The following is a 21,447-nucleotide window of genomic DNA, read 5'->3' as shown; positions in this document are numbered from 1 at the left end:
GGCAGAACGTTTCTGCCGGGCCTTTCGCGTCCGCGGAGGGCTCAGTCCTCGCCGAGGTAGGCCTTCCGCACGGACTCGTCGTGCAGGAGGTCGGCGCCCGTGCCGGAGAGGACGATGCGGCCGGTCTCCATGACGTAGCCGCGGTCGGAGAGGGAGAGGGCCGCCTGGGCGTTCTGCTCGACCAGGAGGATGGTCGTACCGGACGACTTCAGTTCCACGATGGTGGACATGATCTTCTGCATCATCAGCGGGGAGAGCCCCATCGAGGGCTCGTCCAGCATGAGCAGCTTGGGCTGGGACATCAGCGCCCGCCCCATCGCGAGCATCTGCTGCTCGCCGCCGGAGAGCGTCCCGGCGGCCTGGCGGCGCCGTTCGCCGAGGATCGGGAACAGGCCGTAGGCCCGCTCGACGTCCGCGGCGATGCCGGCCGCGTCGGTGCGCAGGAAGGCGCCGAGGAGGAGGTTCTCCTCGATGGTCATCCGGGGGAAGATGTGCCGGCCCTCGGGGGAGTGGGCGAGACCGAGGGCGACGATGCGGTGGGCGGGGACGGTCGAGAGGTCCTGGCCGTCGAAGGTGATCCGTCCGGCGGTGGGCTTGAGCAGGCCGGACAGGGTGCGCAGGGTGGTGGTCTTGCCGGCGCCGTTGGTGCCGATGAGGGTGGTGACCTCGCCCTGCTCGACGGTGAAGCTGATGCCCTTGACGGCTTCGATCTTGCCGTAGGCGACGCGGAGGTCCTGGACCTCGAGAAGTGCGGTCACTGGTCGGACTCCGTAACGTTCTCCGGGGCAGCCGGGGCGGTGCCTTCGAGCGGGGCGCCCAGGTAGGCGGTGATGACGCGTTCGTCGCTCTGGACGGTCTCGCGGTCGCCCTCGACGATCTTCTGGCCCTGGACGAGCACCGCGGTGCGGTCGCAGAGGTTGAAGATGAACCGCATGTCGTGCTCGATGACGAGGACGGAGATCCCCTTGTCGCGGATCGCGAAGACGAGTTCCTCGGCGGCCCGGGTCTCCTGGGGGTTCATGCCGGCGGTGGGTTCGTCGAGGAGCAGCAGGCCGGGTTCGGAGGCGAGGGCGCGGGCGATCTCCAGTTTGCGCTGCTCGCCGTACGGGAGGTTGCGGGCGAGGTGGTCGGCCTTCTCGGCGAGGCCGGTGAACTGCAGCAGTTCCATGGCCTTCGCGCGGCTCTCGGCCTCGGCGCGGTGGTAGCCGGGGCCGCGCAGGATGGCGGAGAAGATGCCTTCCCTGGTGCGGGTGTGCCGGCCGACGAGGACGTTCTCCAGGACGGTCATGTTGGCGAAGAGCCGGATGTTCTGGAAGGTGCGGGCGATGCCGGCCTGGGTGACCAGGTGGGGCTTGGGCGGCAGCAGGGTGTCGCGGAAGCGGACGGCGCCCTCGGTGGGGACGTAGAGGCCGGTGAGGCAGTTGAAGAAGGTGGTCTTGCCGGCGCCGTTGGGGCCGATGAGACCGATGATCTCGCCTTCGCCGACGGTGAGGGAGACGTCGTTGACCGCGGTGAGGCCGCCGAAGCGCATGGTGACGCCGGTGACTTCGAGCAGGGGTGCGGCGGTGGTGGTCATCGGGTCGGTCACGCCCCTGCCTTGGTGAGTGCGGTCGGCTCGCCGGCGGTCTGGGCCGGGAGGGCGGTCTCGTGGAACTCCAACTGGCGGCGCCGGTTGGGGATGAGGCCTTCGGGGCGGACCCGCATCAGGACGATGAGGGCGGCGCCGAAGGCGAGGAGCTGGTAGTCGGCGAGGAATTCGAGCTTCTTCGGGATGAGGAAGAGCAGGGTGGCGCCGGCCAGCGGGCCGCTGATGGTGCCCATGCCGCCGAGGATGACGGCGGCGAGCAGGAAGGCGGAGTTCGGGGGGAGGGCTTCGGCGAAGGTGTACTGGTCGGGGGTGACGGTGTAGCTGACGTGGGCCTGGACGGTGCCGGCCAGGCCGGCGAGCAGGGCGCCGAGGGCGAAGGCGAGCAGTTTGAGGCGGAAGCCGTTGATGCCCATGGCCTCGGCGGCGGTCTCGTCCTCGCGGATGGCGACCCAGGCGCGGCCGATGCGGGAGTTGCCGACGCGGGCGAAGACCAGCACGACGAGGGCGGTGACCAGCAGCATCAGCAGGTAGTAGTTGGAGAAGCGGCCGAGTTCGATGCCGGCGACGGTGTGCGGTTTGCCGAGGTCGAAGCCGAGGATCTCCAGGTCCGGGATGCGGGGGATGCCGTTGGAGCCGTTGGTGATCTTGGGGCCGGTGGTGCCGTTGAGGTTGAGCATGGTGATGCGGAAGATCTCGCCGAACCCGAGGGTGACGATGGCGAGGTAGTCGCCGCGCAGTCGCAGGGTGGGGGCGCCGATGAGGACGCCGAAGACCATGGAGACGACGGCGCCGGTGAGCATCGCGGCCCAGAACGGGAACTGGACGTGGATGGGCGAGGCGGGGGAGCCGGAGACCAGGGCGGCGGCGTAGGCGCCGACGCCGAGGAAGGCGACGTACCCGAGGTCGAGCAGGCCGGCCAGGCCGACGACGATGTTGAGGCCGAGGGCGACGGTGGCGAAGATCAGGATGTTGGTGGCGACGGAGGTGTACTGGTCGCTGGTCTGGGTGAACGGGAAGCTGGCGGCGGCGGCGAAGGCGGCGCCGGTGGTGACGGGGCGGTGCTTGACGGTCAGCGCGCGCAGCCGGGCGATCAGGCCGGACCTGGTGAGGGCGGGGACGGCGAGGGCGACGAACAGCAGGTAGCCGGTGAAGAGTTCGCCGTACTCGGTGTCGATGCCGAAGGTGATGGCGAACAGTCCGAGCCCGAAGGCGAGGACGATCAGCAGCACCTCGATCCAGGAGGGGAGGGCGCGCGGCGCGGCCAGGGGGCGGTCGGCCCGGCCGAGGCGCAGTCCGCTGTTGGCGAGGTGGCCGAGCTGGAGCAGCAGGACGACGCCGGCCGCGATGGCGAGGCCGCCGGCCAGGGCGGTGAGGACGGGGGCGACGGGCTGGTCCGTGGGGACTGCGTGGGCGCCGAACCAGGCGGCGGGGGCGATCGGGACGAGCAGGAAGAGGCGCTTGTCGAGGATCCGCAGCGGGACGGCGGTGCGGCGGTCGAGGGGCAGGCCGAGGGCGCCGAGGACGCCGATCAGGCCGCCCGCGGCGAGTACCCAGCCGCCGGGTTCGAGGTTGGCGAGGCCGCCGAGTTCGGCGGAGATGGCGGACACCGCGTAGACGGCGACGGCGAGGGCGCCGGTGGCGGCGTACAGGACGGCGTTGTTGCTGCGGGTGGGGGCGGCCCAGCGCAGGCCGGGGAGGCCCTGGCAGGCGAGCAGCAGGACGAGGGTGAGCAGGCCGGCGGCGAGGGCGAGCCACTGGAGTCCGGCGGGGGAGCCGTAGTAGGTGAGGTCGCCGGGGAAGTCGGGGGTCCAGGTCCAGGACATGGCGGCGGAGGCCGTGGTGGCGAGGGCGCCGAGTCCGGTGGTGGCCGCGGCGGCGCGGGCGGGCAGCGGGATGACCGGGGTGGTTTCGGTGTGGGTGGTGGTCATGGTGGTCACGCCCTGTCCGCGACGCGCTCGCCGAGCAGGCCTTGGGGCCGGATCAGGAGCACGAGGATGAGGAGAACGAACGCCCAGACGTCCTTCCAGGCGCCGCCTCCGAAGAGGTGCATGCCGGGCAGGTGCTGGATGTAGCCGGTGGCGAGGGCTTCGGCGAGGCCGAGGGCGAGGCCGCCGAGCATGGCGCCGTAGATGTTGCCGATGCCGCCGAGGACGGCGGCGGTGAAGGCCTTGAGGCCGAGGATGAAGCCCATCCGGAAGTCGACCTGGCCGCTGCGCAGTCCGTAGGCGACGGCGGCGACGGCGGCGAACGCGGCGCCGATGGCGAAGGCCATGACGATGATGCGGTCGGTGTCGATGCCCATCAGCTTGGCGGTGTCCGGGTCCTGGCTGGTGGCCTGCATGGCGCGTCCGGAGCGGGTGCGGGTGACGAACCAGCCGAGGGCGAGCATGCACAGCGGGGCGGCGATGATCAGGAAGAGGTCGCTGCGCTGGATGGTGACGGAGCCGAGGCTGAAGGGGTCGCCGGGGAGCTTGGGGAAGACGCGGGCCTTCTTGGCGTCCGGGTAGAAGGAGAAGACGAGTTGCTGGAGGAAGATGGACAGCCCGATCGCGGTGATCAGCGGGGCGAGCCGGGGGGCGTTGCGCAGGGGGCGGTAGGCGAAGCGCTCGGCGGCGACGGCGGTGAGGGTGGAGACCAGGATGCCGGCGATCAGCATGAGCGGCAGGGCCAGCCACAGGGTGGTGCCGCCGGGGAGGGCGAGGTAGGCGGTCAGGGCGCCGAAGCCGCCGACCATGACGATCTCGCCGTGGGCGAAGTTGATGAGCTGGACGATGCCGTAGACCATCGTGTAGCCGATCGCGACGAGCCCGTAGAGGGCGCCGAGGATCAGGCCGTTGGCCAGCTGCTGCGGTAGGTCGTGCACCGCTGGGCCTCCGTAGTGCGTTCGGGGGTTGTCCGCGTGGGTGGTGGATGTGGGTGCGCGCGGGGGCACTGGTGGAGCCCCCGCGCGCGGTGGTGGTGAAGTGGCGCTGGTGGTGCGGGTGGTGACAGTGCGTCAGGCTGCTTGGGTCTGTGCCGGCCCGGGTGGGCCTGCGCGGCCCGTGCGGGGCTGCGTCGGCCCGGGTGGGCCCGTGTCAGCCCGTGCGGGCCTGTGCGGGCCTGTGTCAGCCCTTGAAGGTGCCGGACTTCTCCACGGCCCACTTGCCGTCCTTGACGGTGTAGACGGTGAGCTGCTTGTTGGTGGTGTCGCCGAACTCGTCGAAGGAGACCTTGCCGGTGACGCCGTCGAAGGAGACGTTCTGGACGGCGTCGCGGACGGCCTCGCGGGTGAGGGGCTTGCCGCTGGCCTTCACGGCCTTGACGCCCTGGATGACGGCCCAGGCGCTGTCGTAGGAGTAGCCGCCGTAGGTCTCGTAGGCGTCCTTGTAGCCGGCGGTCTTGTAGTCGGCGATGAACTTCTTGGCGGTGTCGAGGCTTTCGACGGGCAGGCCGACGGCGGTGGCGTAGTCGCCCTGGCTCTTGGGGTTGAGCTTGATGAAGTCGCCGCTCTGGATGCCGTCGCCGCCCATCAGCGGGATGGTGGCGCCGGCCTCCTTGAGCTGGAGGGAGAGCGGGCCGGCCGCGGGGTACTCGCCGCCGTAGTAGACGGCTTCGGCGCCGGAGCTCTTGACCTTGGTGGCGATGGCGGCGAAGTCGCGGTCGTCGGGGTTGACGTGCTCCTCGCCGACGAGGGTGCCGCCGAGCTTGGTGAACTCGCCCTTGAAGGTGCCGGCCAGGCCGGCACCGTAGGTCTTCTGGTCGTCGATGAGGAAGACCTTGGTCTTCTTGGCGTCGTTGTAGAGGAACTGGGCGGCGAACGGGCCCTGGACGGCGTCGGTGGTGGCGGTGCGGAAGTAGGACTTGAAGGGGCGCTTCTTCTCGCCGCTGGCCCACTTCTCGCCCTGGCTGAGGGCGACGCCGGTGTTGGCGGGGGAGACCTCGACCAGGTTCTTGTCGTCGAAGATCTGCTGCATCGACTGCGCCACACTGGAGTTGAGCGGGCCGACGACGCCGAGGACCTTGGAGTCGCCGACCAGCTGGGTGGCGTTCTGCTGGCCGGGGGCGGGCTTGCCGGTGTCGTCCAGCGCCTTGATCTCGAACTTGACGCCGGGGACCTCGTTGGTCTCGTTGGCCTTCTTGATCGCGAGGTCGACGGAGTTGCGGATGCCGAGGCCGAGGGCGGAGAGGTCGCCGGTGAGCGGGGCGTCGACCCCGATGACGACGGTGGTGGAGGCGGAGTCGCCGCCGTTGCCGCTGTTCTTCTCTCCGCGGGAGCCGCAGGCGCTGAGGCTGAGGGCGCCGATCACGGCAATGCTCACGACAACTGCTGAACGATGACGCACGAGGGTCCCCTTCGGTTCGGGAGGCGCCCGCGCCGGAGTGGCGGGAGCCGGAGTGCGCGGAGGGCCTGGCCCAATCGAATGGCGCGGTGACTGGCCGTGACTCTAGATGCCGTTGGGCGACTCGGGCAGTGCTGCGAGCAGGCTGTGATTCTCTTGTTATGAGCACACGGAGTATATGTCTCACGATGTGGTCGTTCCGGCTCGATCGATCCCGCGATGACGGGCGTTTACGCGCTGGTAGGGCGATGTAAGGCCCAGAAATAGGGGTTGCAGCTGGCAGCGTCGATTATCGGACACCTGTGTCCGATGCCCTGGTTCCGGCCTTGAGCGTCCGTATTGCGGACAGGGAGGGCGCGGCCGAGTCGCTCCGGGGCGCCTGAAGGCCTCGGAGCCGGCAATTGATCGGATTTCCTACTTGTTACGCAGCGTTACAAGCGCGGGATTCGTGCCCGCCGCGCCCGGACATGCGAACGCCCCCTTGTCCAGATCAACGCCTGCCCAGGCCGGCGGATGGTCAAACAAGGGGGCGGAAAAGGGACTTGATGTTGTCCGGAGTGAACTCGCCGACGCCGTAGGGACGTTGTCGGGAGCTTTCGGGGTATGGCCGGTCAGAGGTCGCGCAGCATGCAGGTCAGCCGGCAGCTGGTGATCCGCCGGCCGGTGTCGTCGGTGATCGCGATCTCGTACGTGGCGGCGGTGCGGCCCTTGAACACGGCGGTCGCCACCCCGGTCACCAGTCCGGAGGTGGCCGAGCGGTGGTGGGTGGCGTTGAGGTCCACGCCGACCGCGTACCGGCCGGGGCCGGCGTGCAGCATCGCCCCGATCGAGCCCAGCGTCTCGGCCAGCGCCGCCGACGCGCCGCCGTGCAGCAGCCCGTACGGCTGCTGGTTGCCCTCCACCGGCATGGTGCCGACCACGCGGTCGGCGGAGGCCTCGACGATCCGGATGCCCATCTTCTCGCCGAGGTGGCCGCCGGAGAAGGTCTGCGGGCTCACGCCGAGCTTGGCGAAGTGGTCCAGCACGTCCTGCGGGACGTTCAGGACGGGCTCGGTGTCGGGGGCGGTGTCGGGGGCCGCGTCGGTCATGGGGGTGCTCCTGCCGCTGGGGGACGCCGGGTGTCGCTCGGGCGATGTTCGGGGGTTGCTCGGGGGGTTGTTCGGGGGTGTGCTGCCTGTGATCGTACGACCGTCCTACTCGTAGGTAACAGCTGCGGCCGGGCCGGCGCGGCGCCCTTTTTGTCGGTGCCGGGCCATAGGATCGGTGGCCGGTAGTGGAATCGGCAGGAACGGACGTTGACGTGGCTACGCAGAGTACGGACAAGGGCGCGACGGGTGGCGGCGGGGCCGGCCCGCGGCCCCGGCTGATGCTGCTCGACGGGCACTCGATGGCCTACCGGGCCTTCTACGCCCTGCCCGTGGAGAACTTCAACACCTCCACCGGCCAGCCCACCAACGCGGTCTACGGCTTCGCCTCGATGCTCGCCAACACCGTCCGCGACGAACAGCCCACCCACCTCGCCGTCGCCTTCGACGTCTCCCGGCAGACCTTCCGCTCCGTCGAGTTCCCCGACTACAAGGCCAACCGCGCCAAGACGCCGGACGAGTTCCGCAGCCAGGTCGGCCTGATCGGCGAACTGCTCGACGCCATGAACATCCCCCGGCTGACGGCCGAGGGCTTCGAGGCCGACGACATCATCGCCACCCTGGCCACCGCCGCCGAGGCGGCCGGCTTCGACGTCGACATCGTCACCGGCGACCGCGACTCGCTGCAGCTGGTCACCGACCACGTCACCGTGCTCTACCCGACCAAGGGCGTCTCCGAGCTCACCCGCTTCACCCCGGAGAAGGTCACCGAGAAGTACGGCGTCACCCCGCGCCAGTACCCGGACCTCGCCGCGCTGCGCGGAGACCCGTCCGACAACCTGCCCGGCATCCCCGGCGTCGGCGAGAAGACCGCCGCCAAGTGGGTCAACCAGTTCGGCTCCTTCGACGAACTCGTCACCCGCGCCGACGAGGTGAAGGGCAAGATCGGCGAGAAGCTGCGCGACCACCTCGACTCGGTCAAGCGCAACCGGGTGCTCACCGAGCTGGTCCGCGACGTCGAACTCCCGCTCGGCGTCGCCGAGCTGGACCGCAAGCCGTTCGACCGGGACGCCGTCGGCACCCTGATGGAGTCGCTGGAGTTCCGCAACGCCAACTTCCGCGACCGCGTCTACGGCATCGACCCGTCCGCCGGCGAGGACTCGGCGGAAGCCGAACTCGCCCCCGGCGTCGAGGTCGACGGCGAACTCCTCACCGACCCGGGCACCCTCGCCGCCTGGCTCGCCGAGCACGCCGCCGACGGCAAGACCACCGTCGCGCTCACCGCCGTCTACCAGTGGGCGCTCGGCGCCGGCGAGGTCACCGAAGTCGCCCTCGCAACAGTAGGGGCGGCGCAAAGCGCCTCGGACAAGGGCGGTGGTGGGCGACGGGAGGGCGAGTCGGCCGCCTGGTTCGACCCGGCGCTGCTCGCCGAGGAGGACGAGCGGGCCTTCGCCGCCTGGCTCGCCGACGCCACCGCCCCCAAGGCCCTGCACATCGCCAAGCAGGTCATGCGCGCCTTCGCCGAGCGCGGCTGGACGATCGAGGGCGTCGTCGCCGACACCGCGCTCGCCGCCTACCTGGAGAAGCCCGGCCGCCGCACCTTCACCCTGGAGGTGCTCGCCGAGGAGTACCTGGCCCGCTCGCTCACCCCGGCACCCGCCACCGAGAGCGGCCAACTCGCCTTCGACGCACCGGAGGAGGACCCGACCGCGCACGCCCAGTCGCTGATGCTCCAGGCCCGCGCCGTGCTCGACCTCGCCGCGCTCTTCGACACCCGCCTCGCCGAGGTCGGCGCCGCCGGGCTGATGCACGACATGGAACTGCCCATCGCCGCCCTGCTCGCCCGCATGGAGCGCTACGGCATCGCCGCCGACCGCGAGTGGCTCACCGGCCTGGAGGCCCAGTTCGCCGCCGAGATCCAGCGCGTGGTGGAGGAGGCGCACGCCGCCGCCGGGCGCGAGTTCAACCTCGGCTCGCCCAAGCAGCTCCAGGAGATCCTCTTCGGCGAGCTCGCGCTCCCCAAGACCAAGAAGATCAAGACCGGCTACACCACCGACGCCGACGCGCTCACCTGGCTGGCCACCCAGACCGACAACGAGCTGCCGGTCATCCTGCTGCGCCACCGCGACCAGGCCAAGCTGCGCACCACCGTCGAGGGCCTGCTCAAGACCGTCTCGCCCAAGGGCCGGATCCACACCACCTTCAACCAGATGGTCGCCGCCACCGGCCGGCTCTCCTCGCAGGACCCGAACCTGCAGAACATCCCCGTCCGCACCGAGGAGGGCCGGGCGATCCGCCGCGCCTTCGTCGTCGGCCAGGGCTACGAGTCGCTGCTCACCGCCGACTACTCGCAGATCGAACTGCGGATCATGGCGCACCTGTCCGAGGACGAGGCGCTGATCGAGGCCTTCGCCTCCGGCGAGGACCTCCACAACACCGTCGCCTCCCAGGTCTTCGAGGTGCCGCGCGCCGCGGTGGACGCCGAGATGCGCCGCAAGATCAAGGCGATGTCCTACGGCCTGGCGTACGGGCTGTCCGCGTACGGGCTCTCGCAGCAACTCGGCATCAAGCCGGCCGAGGCCCAGGGCCTGATGGACACCTACTTCGAGCGCTTCGGCGGCGTGCGGGACTACCTGCGCCGGGTCGTCGACGAGGCCCGGGCGACCGGCTACACCGAGACCCTGCTCGGCCGCCGCCGCTACCTGCCCGACCTCAACAGCGACAACCGCCAGCGCCGCGAGATGGCCGAGCGGATGGCCCTCAACGCCCCGATCCAGGGCTCGGCCGCCGACATCGTCAAGATCGCCATGCTCCGGGTGGACGAGGCGCTGCGCGCCGCCGGCCTCACCTCCCGGATGCTGCTCCAGGTGCACGACGAAATCGTGCTGGAGCTGGCCCCCGGCGAGCGCGAGCAGGTCGAGGCCGTCGTCCGCGAGCAGATGGCGGGCGCCTACCCGCTGCGCGCCCCGCTGGACGTCTCCGTCGGCGTCGGCCCCAACTGGGAGGCCGCGGCGCACTGACGTTCCTCGGCTGGGCTCGGGGCGCTACGGAGTGCCCGAGCCCAGCTTGAGGTCGATGTACTCGACGATCGTGAACTCCCGGCCAGCGCCGAAGTCCACCGTTCGCTGGTGCAGCGGCCCGAACGCGTGGGCGTCGTCCCCGATCGCAACCTTCCACACGGCGCCGGGGAAGACGGCGAACCAGGCGAGGAACCTCCCGTTCCCGAAGGCCATCGGCCTGGCCTGGTCCGCCAGGTAGTCGATCGAAGGACTGGCGAGGACGGCCATGCCGGGCTGGCGATCCCTCATGAGCCCACCCAGGCAGATCACCTTGTCGTCGCCCGGCCACGCCACGACCGCGGGGCCGAATACGCCTCCGGCGTCGAGCACGATCATGTTCTGCCGGGAGAGCGCCGGACACATGTCCAGGCTCGCGCCCGGACTGGTCAGAGCATCCACGATCCACTGCGTCGACGCCGGAGCCGCCTGGGACAGCACGTACCCGCTCCCGGCCGATGCCGGTCTCGCGGTGACGACGGGCTGGATCGCCCCGCCGTCACCACCCCACCGCTCCGTGCAGGCCGAAGCCCCCAGCACCAGTGCCGCTGCCGCCGCTGCCGCCCACGCTCTTCGTCCCACCGTGCCTCTCTCCCCCCGTGCCGTTTCCCTCGTTCTTCCCATCGCGGCGGCCGGGTAGCGTTCACGAACGGCAACAGCCGTGCATCGGAACGGAGTTGGCTTCGAAGCCTGGTCGGGTCTGGAGCCGTCCGCCGGCGATCGGTCGGAGAGCGGGGCAGAGGCGTGGCAGCCGGCATCGACAAGACACCTCGGAGTTCATCGCCGCTCAGAAGCGGCCGGCTGTGGAGGCTTGGTGCCGTTGGGCCACACGCAGGGGGAGAAGAAGCCGATCACGAGCGTCCCGTACGAGCTGCCGATCCCGTCGATGGAGCCGGCGAACTTGTTGGTCGGGTTCGTGAAGTGGGCGGAGGTTCGCAGGGCGCCGGAGTCGTCCCGCTGGAATCCCATGGACTCGATCCGGCTCCGGAGGTGTTCGACGTATTCGGCCTGACGGTCCACCGGGATGCCGGAGAGTCGCTTCTCCGTGACCTCCACGACCCGGCCGTCGTACTCGGAGGGGGCGTCGTTCTTGAAGCAGTTGGTGCCGTCCTCCCGCTCGCTGGCCGTGGTGACCGGCTGGGGCAGCTCGGCGAGGGCCTGACCCATGTAGTCCACGGTCTGCTGCTTCGCCTGCGCCTGCGTCATGGTCGGGGTATCGGACTCCTTGCTGCACGCTGCCACCGTCAACAGCAGTCCGGCGGCCACCGCTGCCGTGATCGCCCGGTGTCGCCTCACCGGCCGATCCCGTTGCCCGCGATCACGGCACCGAACGCCTTGACGGACGTACTGCCCGGCTGCCAGTAGTGCGAGTGGTCGGTACTACCGGCCGGCAGGTGCTGGGCCCCGAAGCCGTTGTCCACTGGGTCCAGCCCGAAGAGCAGACTGGTGCCCGCTACATGTTTGATCATCGTGTCTTCACTGCCCCGGGCGACGTAGACGTGGGACGGGTCGATGTTCAGATCCTTGGCGTGGTCGACGCCGACGCCGGGACTGCCGACCAGGATCACGTCGTCCACGGGAAGTGTGTGGTCGCGCATGGTGAAGCCGACGACGACGGTTCCGTAACTGTGGCCCATGAGGGTGTTGTGCGAGGGATTGCCCTCGTGGGTCGTGCGCAGGCCGGTCTGGAACCGTGCCAGGTCCTTCTCGGCGTTGTCGGCGTACGAGTTTGTCGAGGCCTCGGCGAGGTTCTGCGGAGCGTCGTAGCCGACCCAGGCGATGGCGGCCGTTGTCTTGGGGCTGCCCGGGTCCGAGTCCTTGGCAGCCCTCACCATCTCGTCCGCCTTGTCCACGTCGCCGCTGGCCACACCGAACCGGGAGGTGGTGCCGGGGACGAAGGTCACGACGTTGTCGGCGGTGTCGGGGTTGTTGACGGAGATGATCGCCCGGCCCTTGCCCTTTGTGTCAAAGCCCATCAGGAAGGCAGGCGCACCGCGCGACTTCAGCTTGTCGCCCGTCAGCCGGCTTTCGATGTCGTTGATCGACGCGAGTTTTTCCCGCAGGTCCTTCTGCTTGCGGTGCCATTCGTCGTAGTCGGGGTTCGGGATCGGCTCTCCCCTGACCCATCCGCTGAACTGCTTGGGCTCGGGGCCCAGGTGGTCGAGCTGGAGTTGGAGGTCCTGCTTGCTCCGCGCCAGGTTGATCCGGTTGGCCTGGTCGCGGGCCACGACCGGGATGCCGTCGAGGTTTCCGACCTGGTCGGGGTGGTTGAGGATGAAGCGCTGCTGCTGGGCTTCGGTGAGGCTGTCCCACCAGCGCTTGACGGTATCGGTGTCGGTTCCGGCCGGGGGTACCACGTCGCGGGCGGCGACCGCCTCCTGGTCCTTCTTGACGGTGGCCGCGTCCAGCCCGGTGCCGCTGCTCGCGTTGTAGGCGAGATGGCTGAGCCGCTGTTCGATCTCCGAGTCGGCGTGGGCTGCCTCGTTGAGGGCGGCCGTGATCCGTCGACTGAGTTCCTTGGCGGTCGCCTCGGCCTTGTCGCCGGCGTAGTTCGCCGAGGTGGGCTCGTTGTCCCAGGTGAGGGCGCCGTCCGCGGCGACCGTGAACTTCCCCGCCTTGGCGTCGTCCAGGGCACCGATCAGGTGCGCCTGGGCGGCGGCGAAGCCTTCGGCGGCTTCGGCGAGGGCACGGCTGACGAAGGAGAGTTCCTGCTTGGCGTTCTGGAGCTTGGTGGCGAGCGACTTGATCTCGGCCGTGGCGTTGTCGGCGCTGGTTCCGGTCCACTGGGAGGAGCCGAGCCGGTCGACGACCTCGTGCTGCCAGGACTCGGCGTGCTGTCCGAACGCGGTGATGAGGATGTCGTAGGAGTTCTTCGCCGTGGTGATGTTGTTGATGTTGGCGTTCTTGAGGGTGGCGATGTCCATCGGTGTCACTGGGCCTTTCCTGCGCCGGCAGCTCGGCGGGCTTCGGCGGCCGGGGACAGGTCGCTGGTGAGGACGGTGTTGAACGGGTCCTTCACCGAAGGCCGATGGGTGCCGTTGTCGGTGTTCCCACTCATGGACACCGACACGTTCTGCTCGTTCTGCCGGTAGGCGGTGGCAGTGGTCGTGAGCTTGGCGCCGGCGCTGCCCATGTCGCCGGCGAGCTTGTCCAGCAGTGTCTTCCAGTTGGCGGCACAGTTGTGGATCGCGGGCCCGGTCAGCCAGCCCTGGAGAGTCGATGCGGCTTGGTCGTTGGGCTCGGCGATCTTCGCCGTCTCGGGTGGGATCTGGCCGCCCAGGTGCTGGGCGGTTTGTCCGCAGCCCTCCAGCACCGACGGGTTGACGGCGACAGCGGATGACGAATAGGGACTCGGCACGGTTCCCCCCGTGTCTCGAAGTGCGGTCCTTGGCGCTCGTCAGCATAAGAGCTATCGTCAGACAATTTCATTGCAGACACGGAGAGTGACATCGTGCCGGTCGGCCTCGGTGCCACCCTGCGGGGAAGGCGTCGCCCTTCGGGCGCCTGCACCGGTCGCCGCCGCGAAAAGGGGAACTGGGAGGCCGCTGCCCCGTACTGGCGTGGTGATCTTCGAGTGGACCCGGCTGCGTGGGAGTCCGGGCCCGTCGCTACGATCCTGCCGGTCCGCCGCGCAGTGGGCGCGGTGCGGATTGGGGGAGCGGCGACGGTGGAAACGGACGAGGGCGCGGCCAGGCAGCGGAGACTCCTGCGGCCCCGGCTGGTGATCCCGGCCGCACTGGCGGTGCTGGTGCTGGTGGGCGGGTCGGTCTGGGCAGTGTCCGGCGGCGGCGGGTCGACGGCTTCGGCCGGCTCGGGTGCGACGGCGACCGCCGAGCCGTCGGTGACGCCGCCGGCAGCAGCGCAGGCGCAGCCCTCGCCGAGCCCTTCCGCGGTGCCGGAGCCCGCCCCGGCCTCCGCCTCCGCTTCTGTCGAGCCCGAGCGCGAGCCCGAGTCCGATGCTGATGAGCCCGGGAGCGGCGCCCCGTCCGTCGCCCGGAAGCCAACCGGGAAGGCCGAGCCCACCCCTGCCGCCAAGCCTCAAGGCGCGTCCACCGGGAAGCCCAAGGCCCCGGCGGCGCAGGACCCGCACAACCTGCCGCCGACGGCCTGCGCCGACTGCCACACCAACCCGCAGGAACCCGACCCGCAGCACACGTGCATCCACGACGCGGCCGGCCGGATCCTCACCTGCAGCCCCGTCCAGATCGGCACCCCGATCCCGCGCCCGGGCCAGACGCTCTCCACCCCCACACCCGGCCGGCCCGACCACACCCACTGACGCGGGTGCGACCCGGGCGTGCGAAGTCCGTAGCGTGTTCCCGGGGTTGAGCCCAGGCGGACCAGTCGGAGAGTGCGGCAGAGGCGTGGCAGTCGTCATCGACAAAGTGGCCTGGATGCACACCGAGGGCGGGAGGGCGCTGAGTGCGCGGTCGCGAGGCAAGGGCACCTGCTACCTGCCGGGTGGCAAGCGGGAGCTCGGGGAGAGCGGCATCGACACCCTGGTACGGGAGATCGGCGAGGAGCTCAGGGCCGCCATCGCACCGGAGTCGGGGACCCTCCTGGGCGTGTTCGAGGCCCAGGCCCACGGTCACCCGGACGGCTTCGTCGTCGTCCGGATGACCTGTTACACCGCGGAGTTCGAGGGGCGCCCGGAGGCGAGTGGCGAGATCGAGGAGGCGGTCCGGCTCACGTACCGCGACTGGCATCGTACGTCCTCCGTCGACCGGATCATCTTCGACCACCTGCATGCGGTGGGGTGCTGAGCTGACGTCAGGCCCGGGGCGCGTCGCTCAGGAAGTCGGAGGGGCCGACCTGCGCGGTGGGGTTCAGGGGTGGGGGGACCTCCCTACAGGTGAACCGGGAGCCTTCGCCTGCCGGCAGGAGCGGACGGTGTGGGATGGTGGCCCGGGAGCCGGCCGGCCCGCGTATCGACGCGGGCCTGGGCCGCGTCGCAGGCAAGATCGTTATGGGTTCCTCACGTTGGGGTCGGGTGCGATGGGCGTCACGCTGGGCGTGGTGGTGCTGACGATGGGAGATCGACCTGCGGAGCTGACGGCGCTGCTGGACTCGATGCGGGCCCAGGACGGCAGCGGCAGCGGCGTGCGGACCGTGGTGCTCGGCCAGGGCGCGAAGCTGCCCGAACTGCCGGACTGGGTGGACGCCGTGGAACTTCCCGAGAACCTCGGCATCCCCGGCGGCCGCAACGCCGGCGTCGAGCGGCTGCGCGAACTGGGCGGCACGGACGTGCTGGTCGTCCTGGACGACGACGGCCTGCTGCCGCGCACCGACACCTTCCGGCTGATCCGGGAAGCCTTCGAGCAGGAACCGCGATTGGGGATCGTGGCCTTCCGCATCGCGGACGAGACCGGGCACACCCAGCGCCGACACGTCCCCCGCCTCGGAGCCGGCGACCCGATGCGGTCCGGGCCGGTCACCACGTTCCTTGGCGGCGGCCACGCCATCCGGATGCGCGTGATCGACCAGATCGGGCTGTTCCCCGCCGAGTTCTTCTACGCCCACGAGGAGACCGACTTCGCCTGGCGCGCCCTGGACGCGGGCTGGCGCATCGACTACCGCGCCGACATGCTGCTCCAGCACCCCCGCACCGACCCGGCCCGGCACACCACCTACTACCGGCTGACGGCCCGCAACCGGGTCTGGCTGGCCAAGCGCCACCTGCCCGCGGCGCTGGTGCCGGTCTACCTCACCTCCTGGGCGCTGTACACGCTGCTCCGCCGGCCGCCGCTGTCCGGCCTCAAGGCGTGGTGGTCCGGTTTCTTCGAGGGCGTGCGCACGCCGTACCCGCCGAGGCGGCCGATGCGGTGGAGCACGGTGTGGCGGATGGCGAAGCTGGGCCGACCGCCGGTGTTCTGAGCGGTAAGGCTGTGGGGGTGCGCAGGAAGTCGGCGGGGCCGACTTCCTGTGTGTGGCAGCGCCCCGCGGTGCGGATGCAGGAAGCTTCGAGTGCTGCCACGCAGGCGCAAGGCGCTCGCTCTCCTGGACCGCACACGGCTGCCGCGTCCGGTCGGTCAGATCAGTGACGGGAACGCCCCGATCGGCCAGTGGTCGAGCCAGAACGCGGCGGTGGAGGGCTCGGGGAGGCCCATCGTGGAGCCGTCGTGGGGCAGTAGTTCGGTGGGGGCGAGGTATCCCTCGCCGGGGTCGAGCCACAGCCGCAGGCAGCGCAGCGGATGCCCGGCGTGGACGTAGGCTCGGATGTCGTCGGTGTGAGGGTGGTGCGTTGGATCGTCCCTGCCGAGGCGGCGACAGATGGTCAACGCGTCGGTGTCGCCGACGAGGAGGTAGCGGGAGCCAGGGCCCGCGTTGAAGCAGAGCCTGCGGCGGGACAGCCGGCGGTGGGCGTAGGGGAGCCGGTCCCAGTTGTCGAGGTGGATGCCGAGCCGTTTCCCGTTCGCGGGGTTCACCGTGGCGGTGAGATCGCCCGCGGGGGTGGTGGCGTGGTTGGCGTACCAGGTACGTGCTGAGGGGGCGAAGGGCGGATGGGCGGTCCACCAGGGGCCGTCCACGGCGTCCAGCGTGCGGAGGGTGGGGAAGGCGACGAGTTCGACGGCCTCGGCTTCCGGTGCGTGGTGCGGTGCGCGTAGGAGATTGGCCTCGGCCGGGCTGATGGGTGTCCACTGGCCGGTCGGGACCACCGTCCCGTCCTCGTGAGCTGGGTGGTCGTGGGCGACGGTCGTGCTGGTGATCTGGCAGCGGTCGCGGAGCTTGGCGTAGTCGGTGAAGACGATGAACGGCCGCACGTGGGCCCCTCCGGGTGACGGTCAGTGGTGCTGCGGCAGGTCCTCGCTGAAGGTGACGTTCAGTTCGGCGAGGAGGGCATCGGTGAGCTGGTACTGCTGGGTGCGGCTGATCACGGCCTCCCGTAGGTTGCCGACGCCACGGACGGTGGACAGGTCGCTGCCGCTGAGGTCGAGGTCCTTGTAGCTGCCGGTCTCGAATGCGGTGGCGCGTAGCGTGCAGTCGCGCATCACCACGCCGGTGAGGTCGCAGCCGGTGAAGGTGGCCTCGGTGAGCACGCACCGGTCGAAGACGAGGGGGCCGCTCGCGCGGACCTGGTCGAAGGTGGCGTAGTCGAGGCGGCAGTTCTCGAACAGGACGCTGTCCAGGACGGTGCCGGTGATGGCCGCACCCATGAGCCGGCAGTCTCGGATCAGGGTGCGGGAGGCCTTGGTGCCGGTCAGCTGGAGCGAGCCGAGGTCGCCGGCGGTGATCTGGACGGAGCTGAACCGGACGTTCTCGATGGTGGTCCGCCGGGCGGTGACGTTGTGCAGGATGCCGTTGCGCAGATCGGCCTCGGTGAGGTCGAGGTCCCGCAGGTCCTGGTCGGTGTAGCGGAACTCGGTGACCGTGCTGCCGGGCCTGGGCGGGGAGCTGATGACGCCCAGGTACGGGTCGTCGGCCAGGTCCGGGAGGGTGACGGTGGTGCGGCCGTAACGGCGGGTGGGCACGGGGTTCTCCGGTCGGTGGTCGGGTGCCGCCCGCTGCCCTGGGAGGCAGCGGGCGGCATGGGTTGGGGAGGGCCCATGGTGCTGCCGTGGTGTCAGCGGTTGGACCAGTCGGACCAGGACGGTCCGTTGTTCCAGTTGTCCCAAGGGGCACTCTGCCAGTTGTCCCAGGACGGGGCGTTGTTCCACGGGCCTCCGCCGCTGTTGTCCCAGGTCGGCTGGTTGCCCCACTCGATCGTGGGCGTCCCGTCCGACGGGGCCACGGCGGTGATCAGATCCGCGACGGCGGAAGCGTTGTCGGCGGCGGAGAGCTGTTCCAGAACGGTCACGTGGTTTGCTCCTTGCGTACGGTGTCGGCCAGTGCCAGGACCGGGGCCTGCTCGGTGACGCGGCAGTAGTCGGTCTCGGCGACGGCGAAGGTCTGGTGCTCGAAGTAGCGGTTTCCGGCCTGTGAGCCTCGGCAGTAGTCGAAGAACTCGCAGGTGGACTCGCACTCCTCCAGGCCGGTCAGGAACTCGCCCACGTAGCTCAGCCGGTGCGCCTCGCGCAGGATGGCGCTGATCGGCTGTTCGAGGACGTTCCCGGCCCGGAAGTCGTTGTAGGTGGGCGCGGTGATGCCCGCCAGTTCGGGAGACAGCAGGAACACGTCGCCGTTCCTGGCGATGGTCGGCAACGGGTCCACTCGGCTCAGGTGCGCGCGGTCCGCGCGCTGGGTGCGGCTCATCCTCAGGTACCGGCCGAGACGTTCCAGCTCCCGTACCGGGGCGGTGCCGCCCGGCTGGCGGCGCGACCAGGCAAGAACCTTGCGCCAGAACTCGATGGCCTGTTCTCGGGTGGGTGGGTGGCGCTCGGTGTTGACGCCCTCCGACTCCTCGATGTTGAGGCCGATACTGACCGGCCGGAGCGCGGCAAGGAAGTCGAGGAGCCGGTCAGGGCAGGTGATGTTCTCCCGGCTGACGACGGCGATCAACGAGAACGGAACACCGCGGTGCTGCAGCCGCTCGATTCCCTTCATGATCCGGTCGAATGCCGGGCGACCCCTGCGGTCGGTGCGCCGCAGAGTCAGATCCTTCGGGCCGTCGATGCTGACGCCGACCCGGAACCCGTACTCGGTCAGGAGGTCGCACCACTCGTCATCGATCAAGGTGGCGTTCGTCTGGACGGCGTGCTCCAGCACGCCCTTGCGGCGCAGTTCCTCGAACGGCTGGAGCAGTTCCGTGAACCGTCGCCGTCCGAGTGCCAGCGGCTCTCCGGCGTGCCAGATCAGGCCGAGGGGTTTGCGGTGGTTGTCGACCAGCTCGTTCGCTGACCGTGCGACGGCCTCGGCGACCGCTGTCGGCATGGGGGTCTTGTCGTCGCGGTCGGGCAGGTAGCAGTACGCGCAGTCCAGATTGCAGAAGCCGGTCGGCTGGACCACAAGGTTTCTGGGGACGCGGTGGATCCGATGCTGGTAGCGGCGCAGCAGGGCCGCCTGTTGATGGGGTGGCGCGGTGTTCACGGTCGGTCCTCTCCGTACGGCGCGAGGATGGTGTGGACGTGTGCGATTCCGCTCCTGGGCCGTCGCATCGGTTCTTACCGCGCGCAGGAAGTCGGCGGGGTCGACTTCTGGTGCTGGGCGGTGGCTTGGGTGCGGCAGTGGGTGAGGGCGTACTTGAGGCGGGGGTCGGGGTTGGTGGTGGTGGTGAGGAGTTCGCCGGCGGTGGTGAGCGTGGTCCAGTAGGTGGTGGGGTCGCCGGTGCGGGGCAGGGGGTGGGTGGCGGTGAGGGAGAGGTAGGCGGTGGTGAGGTTGCCGGTGGTGAACCAGCGGTTGAGGCCGTGGTGGTGGCCGGGGCGGATGCCGCCGATGGCGTCGATGGCGGTGATGAGGAGGGCGACGATGGTGTGTTGGGTGGGGGTGAGGGGTTTGGGGATGTCGAAGACGCCGAGGGCTTCGAGGAGTTCGCCGGTGTCGGCTTCGGAGTTGGGGCGGGGGTCGGCGAGGAGGGCGTCGTGGCAGTCGGCCAGGCGTCGGGTGGTCTCGGCGTGGGGGATGTCGAGGGCGAGGCAGACGGCTCGGGCGACGGGCAGGGGCTGGTGACCGAGGCGGGCGAGGAGGGCGTAGGTGGCGGCGGGGGTGGCGCCGCGGGAGAGGGTGTGGCGGGCGAGGGTTGAGAGGTTCACGGGGGAGTGGACTTTCAGACGGTGACGAGCGCGGGGGCCGGGATGGGGGCGACGTGGGCCCAGACGAACTTGCCGATCCCGCCCGGCCGGAAGGTGCAGCCCCAGCGCTCGGCGAGCCTGTTGACGAGGAACAGTCCGCGCCCGTGCTCGTCGTCCAGGGTCGGCACGTGGAGGGCGGGGTGCTCGGAGCCGGTGTCGTGGACTTCGATCCGCAGGCGGGAGTTGACCAGGGAGAAGCGGACTTCGATGTGCCGGTCGTCGGGCGCGTCGGAGTGCTGGACAGCGTTGGCGAACAGCTCGCCGAGGATCAACTCGGCGGTGTCGCCATAGCGCTCGCCCGAGGGGAGCCCGGAGAGGTAGGCCCGGAGCAAATAGCGGGCCAGGGGCGTGGATTCGGTCCGCGAGTCGAGACGTGCGACGAACACGCGGGGCCGGCTGGCAGTGAGCATGGTGCCTAGGCTGCCGACGAATCGGGAGCCTGTGAACGTGCGGCGCGTACCACTTTCGGAAGTCGTATCGGCCCCGGATGATACGCCCCGTATCGGTTTGATCTCAGTACGTGAAGAGGCTGATGCCGAGAATGCTGCCGAGCTTGCGCACGCGCGTGGTGCTGGCGTGGCCGGCCCGTTGCATGATCGCTCCCGGTAGGGCCTGGTGGCGGGCCCAGTCGGGGTGTGTGCTGCATACCTGGAGCAAGGTGTCCAGAGCGGCGTCGTACTGGCGGGTGTCGGCTTGCGCGAGTGCGATGTCCAGAGCGAGCCGGTTGCGAGCGGCCTGTGGCAGCGGGGCCAGGTCCCCAAGGGAGCGGGCGAGCGTCAGGGCCTTTCCGGGTTCGCCGATGACGGTGTGCATGCCGACGGCCTGTGCGGTGACCGTGGTCGGCCCGTAGCTGGTGCCGTTGATCATCACATCGCGGCCCATCCGGGCGGCGACCGCGTGTGCCTGGGAGAGCAGGTCGCGGGCCCGGTCGGTGTCGCCGTGGCGGGTCGCGACGACAGCGGCGAAGGTGACGTGCCATCCATAGGTGGCCAGCGTCTCAGGATCACGTTCTGTATAGCGGGGTTCGATGGACATGAACGCGTTCTCGGCGATCGTGGTGGCTTGGTCGAGTCGTGCGTCGCGCATGTAGATCCATGACCGGCCGCAGTCCACCATGGCTGCCCGTAGCGGGTCGGCGGCCTTGAGGACGTGGCGACGTGCGTGTCCGATCGCCGCGTACGCGAGGTCTCGGGCGCCATGGAACTGGGCGGCGTAGGAGGCGAGCCGGTAGGCGTCGGCGAGGATGCCGTGGGCCGAGCACTGCTCGCCGTCCGGGGCAGAGCGCAGTAGGGCGGCGGCCTCCGTGATGGCGGGGGCGGCGAGGCCGCCGGCGCGGGTGTAGTCCCCGGCCCGGTAGTCCGCCCAGGCTCGTGCCAGATCGGCCCGCAGTGCTGCGGCGTCCGGTGGTTCGACATCGGTTCCGACCCCTGCGGCGGTGTCGTGCACGGTCCGGGACAAGCTGTGCAGCATCGCCCGGTCACCGATCAGTGACGCCCTGCGGGGTGCCTGTTGCCCGAGGATCACCGAGACGTCCGCGTGCAGCGCGGCGGACAGCTTGAGTAGCGACGGCAGCCCGATGCTGCCTCCTGCCTTCTCGGCCTTGCGGACAGTCGGCACGGACACCCCGGCAGCCTCGGCGAGTTCTTCCTGTGTCATGCCTGCTCGCAACATCTTGATGCGTTGGCCAGTGGAGTAGTCGGACCACTGCGTCATGGGTGCCTCCGAAGGTGAGCG

General features: G+C 70.1%; 21 protein-coding genes. 4 read left to right on the top strand and 17 right to left on the bottom strand.

Translation table 11 applies throughout. From position 1 onward, the window contains the following. Nucleotides 1–41 precede the first annotated feature (41 nt). From ACGF13_RS05450 to ACGF13_RS05425, 6 genes are all read right to left on the bottom strand, one after another. Nucleotides 42–758 carry an ABC transporter ATP-binding protein gene (locus ACGF13_RS05450; protein ID WP_392869202.1) on the bottom strand — a complete coding sequence of 239 codons (717 nt, stop codon included), beginning with the start codon at nucleotides 756–758 and terminating at the stop codon, nucleotides 42–44. Continuing rightward, the gene (locus tag ACGF13_RS05445) at nucleotides 755–1,576 is read right to left on the bottom strand and encodes an ABC transporter ATP-binding protein (RefSeq protein WP_392870047.1); all 822 of its coding nucleotides are present in this window, start codon (nucleotides 1,574–1,576) and stop codon (nucleotides 755–757) included. Before ACGF13_RS05445 ends, ACGF13_RS05450 begins: the two co-directional genes overlap by 4 nt. 8 nt (nucleotides 1,577–1,584) lie before the next feature. Next, nucleotides 1,585–3,516 carry a branched-chain amino acid ABC transporter permease gene (locus ACGF13_RS05440; RefSeq protein WP_392870044.1) on the bottom strand — a complete coding sequence of 644 codons (1,932 nt, stop codon included), beginning with the start codon at nucleotides 3,514–3,516 and terminating at the stop codon, nucleotides 1,585–1,587. 5 nt (nucleotides 3,517–3,521) lie between these two features. Next, the gene (locus ACGF13_RS05435; protein WP_359819021.1) at nucleotides 3,522–4,451 is read right to left on the bottom strand and encodes a branched-chain amino acid ABC transporter permease; all 930 of its coding nucleotides are present in this window, start codon (nucleotides 4,449–4,451) and stop codon (nucleotides 3,522–3,524) included. Nucleotides 4,452–4,692: 241 nt separating this feature from the next. Continuing rightward, on the bottom strand, nucleotides 4,693–5,910 hold the full coding sequence (locus ACGF13_RS05430) for an ABC transporter substrate-binding protein (protein ID WP_392869200.1): 1,218 nt from the start codon (nucleotides 5,908–5,910) through the stop codon (nucleotides 4,693–4,695). A gap of 608 nt (nucleotides 5,911–6,518) precedes the next feature. Beyond that, a complete protein-coding gene (locus ACGF13_RS05425; protein ID WP_392869198.1) occupies nucleotides 6,519–6,995 on the bottom strand; it encodes a PaaI family thioesterase in 477 nt (158 codons plus the stop codon). A gap of 278 nt (nucleotides 6,996–7,273) precedes the next feature. On the opposite strand from ACGF13_RS05425, the gene polA reads away from it, so the two are divergent. Continuing rightward, nucleotides 7,274–10,012: a DNA polymerase I gene (gene polA, locus ACGF13_RS05420; protein WP_392870041.1), complete on the top strand. Its 2,739-nt coding sequence runs from the start codon at nucleotides 7,274–7,276 to the stop codon at nucleotides 10,010–10,012. A 24-nt stretch (nucleotides 10,013–10,036) separates the two neighbouring features. Here the strand turns inward: polA and ACGF13_RS05415 are convergent, their stop codons facing one another. From ACGF13_RS05415 to ACGF13_RS05400, 4 genes are all read right to left on the bottom strand, one after another. Then, nucleotides 10,037–10,489 carry a hypothetical protein gene (locus ACGF13_RS05415; RefSeq protein ID WP_392869196.1) on the bottom strand — a complete coding sequence of 151 codons (453 nt, stop codon included), beginning with the start codon at nucleotides 10,487–10,489 and terminating at the stop codon, nucleotides 10,037–10,039. A gap of 336 nt (nucleotides 10,490–10,825) precedes the next feature. Continuing rightward, the gene (locus ACGF13_RS05410; RefSeq protein WP_392869194.1) at nucleotides 10,826–11,254 is read right to left on the bottom strand and encodes a hypothetical protein; all 429 of its coding nucleotides are present in this window, start codon (nucleotides 11,252–11,254) and stop codon (nucleotides 10,826–10,828) included. A gap of 86 nt (nucleotides 11,255–11,340) precedes the next feature. After that, complete coding sequence (locus ACGF13_RS05405; protein ID WP_392870038.1) at nucleotides 11,341–12,972, bottom strand: alpha/beta hydrolase; 1,632 nt, start codon at nucleotides 12,970–12,972, stop codon at nucleotides 11,341–11,343. Nucleotides 12,973–12,977: 5 nt separating this feature from the next. Beyond that, nucleotides 12,978–13,406 (bottom strand): WXG100 family type VII secretion target, encoded by a 429-nt coding sequence (locus ACGF13_RS05400; protein WP_392869193.1) that lies wholly within the window; start codon nucleotides 13,404–13,406, stop codon nucleotides 12,978–12,980. Nucleotides 13,407–13,715: 309 nt separating this feature from the next. Here ACGF13_RS05400 and ACGF13_RS05395 point away from each other — a divergent pair, with 309 nt between their 5' ends. The 3 genes from ACGF13_RS05395 to ACGF13_RS05385 all read left to right on the top strand — a co-directional run bounded on the left by ACGF13_RS05395 (nucleotide 13,716) and on the right by ACGF13_RS05385 (nucleotide 15,922). Next, nucleotides 13,716–14,327 (top strand): hypothetical protein, encoded by a 612-nt coding sequence (locus ACGF13_RS05395; protein WP_392869191.1) that lies wholly within the window; start codon nucleotides 13,716–13,718, stop codon nucleotides 14,325–14,327. A gap of 85 nt (nucleotides 14,328–14,412) precedes the next feature. Then, nucleotides 14,413–14,811, top strand: coding sequence for an NUDIX domain-containing protein (locus tag ACGF13_RS05390; RefSeq protein WP_392869189.1), 399 nt, complete (start codon nucleotides 14,413–14,415; stop codon nucleotides 14,809–14,811). A 232-nt stretch (nucleotides 14,812–15,043) separates the two neighbouring features. Next, nucleotides 15,044–15,922: a glycosyltransferase family 2 protein gene (locus ACGF13_RS05385; protein ID WP_392869187.1), complete on the top strand. Its 879-nt coding sequence runs from the start codon at nucleotides 15,044–15,046 to the stop codon at nucleotides 15,920–15,922. 155 nt (nucleotides 15,923–16,077) lie between these two features. Here ACGF13_RS05385 and ACGF13_RS05380 read toward each other — a convergent pair whose 3' ends face one another. The 7 genes from ACGF13_RS05380 to ACGF13_RS05350 all read right to left on the bottom strand — a co-directional run bounded on the left by ACGF13_RS05380 (nucleotide 16,078) and on the right by ACGF13_RS05350 (nucleotide 21,426). Beyond that, nucleotides 16,078–16,809 (bottom strand): hypothetical protein, encoded by a 732-nt coding sequence (locus ACGF13_RS05380; protein ID WP_392869185.1) that lies wholly within the window; start codon nucleotides 16,807–16,809, stop codon nucleotides 16,078–16,080. A 21-nt stretch (nucleotides 16,810–16,830) separates the two neighbouring features. Beyond that, the gene (locus ACGF13_RS05375) at nucleotides 16,831–17,517 is read right to left on the bottom strand and encodes a pentapeptide repeat-containing protein (RefSeq protein WP_392869183.1); all 687 of its coding nucleotides are present in this window, start codon (nucleotides 17,515–17,517) and stop codon (nucleotides 16,831–16,833) included. Nucleotides 17,518–17,609: 92 nt separating this feature from the next. Further along, nucleotides 17,610–17,843 carry a multiple cyclophane-containing RiPP AmcA gene (gene amcA / locus ACGF13_RS05370; protein WP_392869181.1) on the bottom strand — a complete coding sequence of 78 codons (234 nt, stop codon included), beginning with the start codon at nucleotides 17,841–17,843 and terminating at the stop codon, nucleotides 17,610–17,612. Beyond that, complete coding sequence (gene amcB / locus ACGF13_RS05365) at nucleotides 17,840–19,012, bottom strand: cyclophane-forming radical SAM peptide maturase AmcB (protein ID WP_392869179.1); 1,173 nt, start codon at nucleotides 19,010–19,012, stop codon at nucleotides 17,840–17,842. Before amcB ends, amcA begins: the two co-directional genes overlap by 4 nt. A 74-nt stretch (nucleotides 19,013–19,086) precedes the next feature. Then, nucleotides 19,087–19,674, bottom strand: a complete 588-nt coding sequence (locus ACGF13_RS05360) for a hypothetical protein (protein ID WP_392869177.1) — start codon at nucleotides 19,672–19,674, stop codon at nucleotides 19,087–19,089. 14 nt (nucleotides 19,675–19,688) lie between these two features. Continuing rightward, on the bottom strand, nucleotides 19,689–20,123 hold the full coding sequence (locus ACGF13_RS05355) for an ATP-binding protein (RefSeq protein ID WP_392869175.1): 435 nt from the start codon (nucleotides 20,121–20,123) through the stop codon (nucleotides 19,689–19,691). A 103-nt stretch (nucleotides 20,124–20,226) separates the two neighbouring features. Further along, nucleotides 20,227–21,426 (bottom strand): helix-turn-helix domain-containing protein, encoded by a 1,200-nt coding sequence (locus ACGF13_RS05350; RefSeq protein ID WP_392869174.1) that lies wholly within the window; start codon nucleotides 21,424–21,426, stop codon nucleotides 20,227–20,229. Nucleotides 21,427–21,447 lie beyond the last annotated feature (21 nt).

The organism is Kitasatospora sp. NPDC048286 (genome assembly GCF_043201735.1).
GTDB lineage: Bacteria > Actinomycetota > Actinomycetes > Streptomycetales > Streptomycetaceae > Kitasatospora.
The sequence above is the reverse complement of the archived record's forward strand: the minus strand, read 5'-3'. Positions and strand labels throughout refer to the sequence as shown.